At 48.4% G+C, this 7,051-nt stretch carries 7 protein-coding genes; all 7 read left to right on the top strand.

All coding sequences use genetic code 11. The annotated features are described in order from the left end of the window. Positions 1–108: 108 nt before the first annotated feature. The 7 genes from tri1 to IM294_RS03805 all read left to right on the top strand — a co-directional run bounded on the left by tri1 (position 109) and on the right by IM294_RS03805 (position 6,999). Entirely contained in the window at positions 109–1,062 is a 954-nt protein-coding gene (tri1, locus tag IM294_RS03835; protein ID WP_227015512.1) for an ADP-ribosylarginine hydrolase Tri1, read from the top strand. A 59-nt stretch (positions 1,063–1,121) separates the two neighbouring features. Continuing rightward, complete coding sequence (locus IM294_RS03830; protein WP_126818838.1) at positions 1,122–1,616, top strand: hypothetical protein; 495 nt, start codon at positions 1,122–1,124, stop codon at positions 1,614–1,616. Between the two features lie 63 nt (positions 1,617–1,679). Next, positions 1,680–2,000 carry a hypothetical protein gene (locus tag IM294_RS03825; protein WP_227015498.1) on the top strand — a complete coding sequence of 107 codons (321 nt, stop codon included), beginning with the start codon at positions 1,680–1,682 and terminating at the stop codon, positions 1,998–2,000. Positions 2,001–2,176: 176 nt separating this feature from the next. After that, a complete protein-coding gene (locus IM294_RS03820; protein WP_193360304.1) occupies positions 2,177–4,762 on the top strand; it encodes a type VI secretion system Vgr family protein in 2,586 nt (861 codons plus the stop codon). A gap of 1 nt (position 4,763) precedes the next feature. Next, on the top strand, positions 4,764–5,270 hold the full coding sequence (locus tag IM294_RS03815; protein WP_223825968.1) for a hypothetical protein: 507 nt from the start codon (positions 4,764–4,766) through the stop codon (positions 5,268–5,270). 208 nt (positions 5,271–5,478) lie between these two features. After that, complete coding sequence (locus tag IM294_RS03810; RefSeq protein ID WP_227015497.1) at positions 5,479–5,919, top strand: hypothetical protein; 441 nt, start codon at positions 5,479–5,481, stop codon at positions 5,917–5,919. Between the two features lie 3 nt (positions 5,920–5,922). Next, complete coding sequence (locus IM294_RS03805; RefSeq protein WP_126818570.1) at positions 5,923–6,999, top strand: hypothetical protein; 1,077 nt, start codon at positions 5,923–5,925, stop codon at positions 6,997–6,999. Positions 7,000–7,051 lie beyond the last annotated feature (52 nt).

Below are 7,051 nucleotides of genomic sequence, written 5' to 3'. Positions count from 1 at the left end.
AATATGTAGATATATATCGTAAGTACTTACCTGTTAGCAGTCTTTCAGTCCAGCAGAAGAAGCAGTATAAATATAATGATAAACTATTAGAATCATCTTTTGATTGCGATGCACAAAAAACAATGGGACTTAACACCACAATGTAACATCTCACTCGCGGAATCACGGGATCGTGCTGTCGGTGCGCTTATAGGTCTTGCTGTTGGAGATGCTGTAGGTACGACGCTCGAATTTTTACCTCGTGACAAAGCACATGTCAAAGATATGATAGGTGGTGGGCCATTTCGACTCCGCGCAGGTGAATGGACGGATGATACATCCATGGCATTATGTCTTGCGGAAACGCTTCTTGAGAAAGGTGATGCTGATACTATATGCTTCAGGAATAAACTTCTGGAATGGTATCAGCATGGTTATAATAGTTCAAGTGGCGTCTGTTTTGATATAGGAAATACAACTCGGTTTGCTTTAGAGCAATATTTAACTGTTGGTCCTGGGTGGAGCGGTAATACAGCGGCAGAAACTGCAGGTAATGCCTCCATCATCAGGCAAGCACCTGTCTCTATTTTTTTTAGAAAGTCATTAAGTAAAGCGTTTTATGAGGCTAAAAAACAAAGTATAGCAACGCATGGAGCCGCGGAAGCAATAAATAGCACACAGTATTTAAGTTATTTGCTTGTGCATATGATTAACGGTAGCAATAAAGATTTTGTTTTTTCTCCGCACGTCATGCCGCTACAGCCACGTGTAATGATTATCAACGCGGGTGAATATAAGCAAAAAACTCGCGATCAGATTCGTTCAAGTGGTTATGTAATCGATACGCTTGAGGCCGCGATGTGGTCCGTATGGAATACTGATAATTTCCTGGATGCGATTCTGCTGGCTGCCAATCTTGCCGATGACGCTGACAGCGTTGCGGCGACGGCGGGACAAATAGCTGGGGCATTATATGGGTGCTCCGGTATTCCGAAGGAGTGGAAAAACAAACTCGTTCAATACGAACGGATTGCTACAATGGCAGGCGAATTGTTCGATAGAGCTCCTGAATACATCGCTTAGAAATTGTTCATCATCTAGGGCACGGAAGGATATCCGTGTCATAAATCTGAAGAAAAGTAGTGGCTGTTTTTTTACTCTGGCAAAAAGCATGGATAAAAGATGAAATAATGAAATGGACTGGCTTTATAATTTTTATACTCATCGCTTTAGTCTATATCTGGAACGGGAAAGATCTTTACACCCTAAAAGAGTGGCGAGACTTTCGAATTAAATTCATTTCAGTGTTGGTTGGTGCGCTTGCATTGACACTCATTTTAGTTGGCGTATCAAAATCAACCCCGTTACTGGACAGAGAAAGCGCGCGGGCGATAGCATTAATATTACCGGTATCCCTGGTGGCAATGTTACTGTCGAAATTTTTTGTTGTGATGTTGAATGCTATTTTCGAGAGTATTATGCGATTTCATAAACGGTATAATACCAAAGAAATGTATTTAAAACTATCGTCTCTGTCTGCCCGGTACGGGGCCAAATTACACCTGGTAGCAAAATGTCTCGCCTCGCTAGGCTGTATCTTGATGCTCTATGGCATCTGGTTTGGCAGTACAGGCTGATATAAAGAGGTTAGTTAGATGCCAGCAATGCCAGGATATGAAAATAAGTAAATGTGGAATGTTATGATGCATTTGTTTTTCTTTTTTATTTTTATGATTTGGACGCTAGCACTTATCTGGAATGGAAAAGATTTGTTCAACAAAAAACAATGGTTCCTTGCTGGGGTGATGTTCGTTCTGGTGCTAGTGGCTACGGTTGTTATTGGTTTTATGTTGAAATGGCTCGCTCAGTCAATGTCATTATTCTCCGTCGCAACGGCGAAACAATATTCGATTATCTTTTCCATGTCTTTCCTGTGCGTATGGGGACTAAAAGTTACCGTTGTACTGCTCGGCACGATCTTTTCCGGGATTATAGGGGGGGCACAGAAAATGCAATGCTGAACATTATGAAGCAATATCGTCTATAACACGCGTCATTGCGCCTGGCTTACTAATTGTTGCTAAAAGCGTAGTTTCCCTGGGTAGCGTCCTTATGTTTTCAGGTTTATGGCTTAAATAAGCACGATAAAAAAATATCTCAATGAACACCGAGATTAGTCGACAGTGGAATAAAGATTATGCTCAACCGAATTACCGTTCAGCTCCCGGTGGAGGGGCTGCTTTTCTGGAAACTCTCAGGCCGCGAGGCGATGTCCGAGTCGTTCGCGCTGACGCTGACCGTACTCGGCACGGACGCGCGCATTGACCGCACTAAGCTGCTGGGCCAGCCGGTCACGGTGACCATCCCGACGCAGAGCCTGCTGACCTCCCGCTATATTAACGGCAAGATTACCCGCGTGGCGGTGAGCGCCGTTGAGCTGACGGGCACCCGCTATGCGGTGTACCATCTGACGGTGGAGCCGGACCTGTGGCCGATGAAGCGCGACCGCAACCTGCGTATTTTCCAGGGGCAGACGGTGCCGCAGATTGTCAAAACCTTACTGGGCGAACATCAGGTTAACGTTGAGGATAAGCTCACCGGCAGCTACCGGGTCTGGGACTACTGCGTGCAGTATCAGGAGTCGAGCCTGGACTTCATCAGCCGCCTGATGGAGCTGGAGGGGATCGCCTATCACTTCAGCCACGATGCGGACAAGCACACCCTGGTGCTGACTGACGCCGCCACGCAGCATCAGCCGTTCAGTGGCTACGAGGTCATCCCGTACCACCAGACGCCGTCCGGCGGCAGCACGGACGAAGAGGGCATCAGCCAGTGGGCGCTGGAGGACAGCGTGACGCCGGGGATTTACAGCCTCGACGACTATGACTTCCGCAAGCCGAACGCGTGGCTGTTCCAGGCCCAGCAGAACCCGGCGTCGCCGAAGCCGGGCAGCATCGACGTGTACGACTGGCCGGGGCGCTTTGTGGACAAAGGTCACGGGGAGTTCTATGCCCGTATCCGTCAGGAGCGCTGGCAGGTTGAGCACCAGCAGATTCAGGCCACCGGCACGGCGGCGGGGATAGCGCCAGGGCACACCTTCACGTTAACCAACGCGCCGTTCTTCAGCGACAACGGGGAGTATCTGGTGATGGCGGCGGGCTACCACTTCGAGGAGAACCGCTACGCCAGCGGCGAGGGGGAGACCATACACCGTACCGATTTCACGGTCATTCCGTCGGCGGTGGTTTACCGTCCGGCGCAGTCCACGACGTGGCCACGCACCTACGGCCCGCAGACCGCGAAGGTGGTGGGGCCGAAGGGGGAGAGTATCTGGACGGATAAATATGGCCGGGTGAAGGTGAAGTTCCACTGGGACCGGCTGGCGAAGGGCGATGACACCAGCTCCTGCTGGGTTCGCGTGTCGAGCGCGTGGGCGGGCCAGGGCTACGGCGGGGTGCAGATCCCGCGCGTCGGCGACGAGGTGGTGGTGGACTTTATCAACGGCGACCCGGACCGTCCGATTATTACCGGCCGCGTGTATAACGACGCGAGCATGCCACCGTGGGCGCTGCCGGCTGCGGCGACGCAGATGGGCTTTATGAGCCGCTCTAAGGGGGGCTCCGTGGACAACGCCAACGCCCTGCGCTTTGAGGATAAGGCGGGCGCAGAACAGGTATGGATCCAGGCCGAGCGCAACATGGATACCAGCGTTAAAAATGATGAAACGCACAGCGTCGGCGGGGCGCGCAGCCATTACGTGAAGAAAAATGAGCTGCATCGTGTGGAAGCAAACCAGACTCAAGCGGTGAAAGGTGGAACCGAGATCCTGACGGGGAAAGGCAAGCTGGATGCGGCGGTAGAGCAGTATGTTATTGCTTCCGGGACGAAGCTGAGGCTGGTCTCAGGTGAGAGCGCTATTGAGCTGAACGCTAACGGCAAGATTAACCTGATTGGCAAAGAGTTTAACTTCTTCGTGGAAGGAGATGGGTATATCACCACGGGCGGTAAGCTGCATCTGAATACCTCGGGAACCAAGCCGGGCACAACGGCGCCGGGTTCTGGGCATAAAGGGGATATTGATGCGGCGGTGCAGGCGAAGTTTTCACCGCAAGAGAGCGCTAGTCGTCCTGCCCCCGCTGCGGCTCCTGCAGCAGGCCAATCGAAACCTGCTCCATCTTCGGCGTCAACAACAGCCCCGCCTTTGAAAGGGAATTATGTTTATAAAAATAATCCGAATAGCTCAGACGTTATGCCTTTCAATGATGATGTTGTTAAACAAATCAACAAGTCACCGACCCTTCAAACTCAGCTAAAAGATTTGAAAGACAAGGGATGGGCGATTCAACCAGGTGCGACTGGAGGGGGAAGTTATACTGATTCGGATAATAAACTGATCGTGATGGATCCCGAACACATGGAAGACACGGCCAATACAGTACAAACACTGGCTCATGAAGCAGGGCATGCAACATATCCTGTTGCAGCGGACTATTCTAGTAAAGAAAATTTCGTTAACAGCCAGCTTATGGATGAAGGTGGTGCAACCTTGAATAATATCAAAATACAGCGTGAAATTCTGGGAAATGGCGGTATTGATATTGATATAGCAGGAAGCCCGGAAAATCTCAAAGCTTACAATGCAGCCTATGATAAAATGGTAAGTGGAGAGCTGTCGCGGGTTGACGCTGCAAAAGCTATAGGTAAAGTCTACGGTAAAGGCGAAATAGCTTCGGGTACCGATCTCAATTACAGCGATTATTACGGGGGGTTCTATGGTAAGTAGAATGACAAAAAATACCATCCTCTTTTTGCTCCCACTATTTTCATCTTTTTCTTACGCAGGACAAACAAACATGAACCAAGATTCGTTATGGCATATTGTTAAAGAACTCAAAACAGTCTGGGGAAAACAGACCGAGGATGTCAGTAAACTTTTCCATCAACCACTGGTCCAAAAAAATCCAGAAGTGAAAGACCGTTATACGTCAGTTCCATTCACATTATCTGATGGAACACGTATCAGCGATTTAGATGTTCGTTTATGGGGAAACGGAGATAATAGTGTTTCACTTGTCTCGTTTGTAATCGAACAGCCTTGCATTACGCTCGAACAAGTCAAAACTCATTTCCCTGATGTTAAAATTTCTAACATTCCTCGTGGGAATACCGCAGGACAATCAGTTGGATACCGAACCGTTGCTGATGAGAGAGGACTTGCATGGGCATTTAGTTTTCCGGTAATGAACCAGGAATGCCTAAATAGAGTCGTTATGTCGCGTTACGATCGTTAATAAGTGTTGTGTTTTCATGCCGGCACGGGTATTTCGCTGCCGGTTTGCAGTATTCGTGAAAAGCGTAATTTACATCAAGTTAGTGACGATAAACGTGAAAAAACACACGCCTATATTTCTTTGTTTTTCCCTGATGTTTAGTTGTCTGAGTAGCAATGTGGTTTTGGCAGAGACTATGCCGCCCGTTCTGACAAAACAGGATTTTTCCGTGAAGGTCAAAGACCAGTCCATCGCCCTGGGCGACAGATGGGCTCCTAATATCGCGCTTAAAATTGACGTGCCGGTGGAAGGCAGTTTTACCGGTGAGGTTCCTTTTGACGGAACTAATTATAAATTCTTCCAGCATCAAAGGGCTGGGTTAGAAATATTCAGTTCCAATCTCTGGTGGGATAAAGCGGAAAGAAGCGTTGAAGATTATATCGTGTCTCAAATTACGGTGACTGCCGAAGGCTTCGCAACGCCGCGTGGTATCCATGTGGGTTCAACGAGAGAGGAATTGAACAGCGCATACGGTACCGGTCAGGTCGACAATGATTCGGGGGAACAGTGGATTACCTACGAGTTGGGTAAAAAAGCGCTCTCGTTTGAGATGAAAGACGGCAACGTTTTGAAAATAACCATGAATTACAACAATGGCTCTTCAGAGTAATTTATGACCAAAAAACATTTGGCAGCCATATTGTCCACCGCTTTATTGACAGGCCCCGTTGAAACCACAACGGCGCTTGAATTATCTCAATACAACAAGCTCGATACGGTCAGTCACATCGTTAACGACAGCGAAGTGACTGACAATCTCAGGAAAACGCTGGGAAATCATTACCAGACCTTTATTGATAACTTTGATGTTTTCGGTGAACCGCATACCACCACAGGTGGTGGATTGTTTGTTGAGGGCTGGTTAAAAGATCTCTATCAGGAGAATGCATCCGCGCTGGTCATCAATCCTGACGGCAAAATCTTTGCAGCCTGGGTGGTTCCGACGTCGGACGTTATTCATTACCAGTCATCTGACAATAGCCCGGTTATTCATGCCGATATTCAGCAGTGGGCCGCCAAATTTAATGCGATGCATTTTGCAACGTTCGGCCAATCAAAACTCGTATTTGACGGGGAGTGGGCTGGCGAATTCAAGAACGACTCGACGTTAACCCTGCGATTAGCTGAATCAGACAACCGGATCATCGGCTCTTATTGCTATATCTCCCAGAGAGGAAACCGCATAGATTGCCCGGAAGATGATGAGCAAAATCTTAGCGGTACGATCGCTGGCAATCGTGCCAGCGTTGAGTTCAACTCATCGTTTGGCGGCGTAGGTGGACGGGCTGTTCTGGAAATAAAGGGGCGTGAAATGGAATGGCGTTTAGTTACTCCTCCTCAAAAAGGAAATTACTATGCTCCGCTGCGATATACGTTACGTAAAGCCGCTTCGGTTCAAAACGCGGAAACCAGAAAACTGGACACCGATAAATTCGTTATTTCGCTGATAAACAAATGCGGCCATTTTGAGAACAAATGTGACGAGATGGTTTATCTCGGCGTGCGCAAAAGCGATAACAGTACGATCTCCTTAAGGGGTAAAACGTTACACGACTCCGCAGGTAAAATAATCGGCTCAACGTACAAGAATGGCGAGATCGCTTATACCGTGACGTATGCACCTGTGAAATTGGTTGTCAGCAAAGGCAGTCATGTTTTAGTCGAACAGTCAGGCCAGTGGCTTAAATAAAACAGCCAGCCAAAAGGCCAGCATGGATTGGCCTCTTTTGTTTCTCTCAATA

Origin of the sequence: Enterobacter cloacae complex sp. P43RS (genome assembly GCF_014930585.1) — a bacterium.
GTDB lineage: Bacteria > Pseudomonadota > Gammaproteobacteria > Enterobacterales > Enterobacteriaceae > Enterobacter > Enterobacter bugandensis.
The sequence above is the reverse complement of the archived record's forward strand: the minus strand, read 5'-3'. Positions and strand labels throughout refer to the sequence as shown.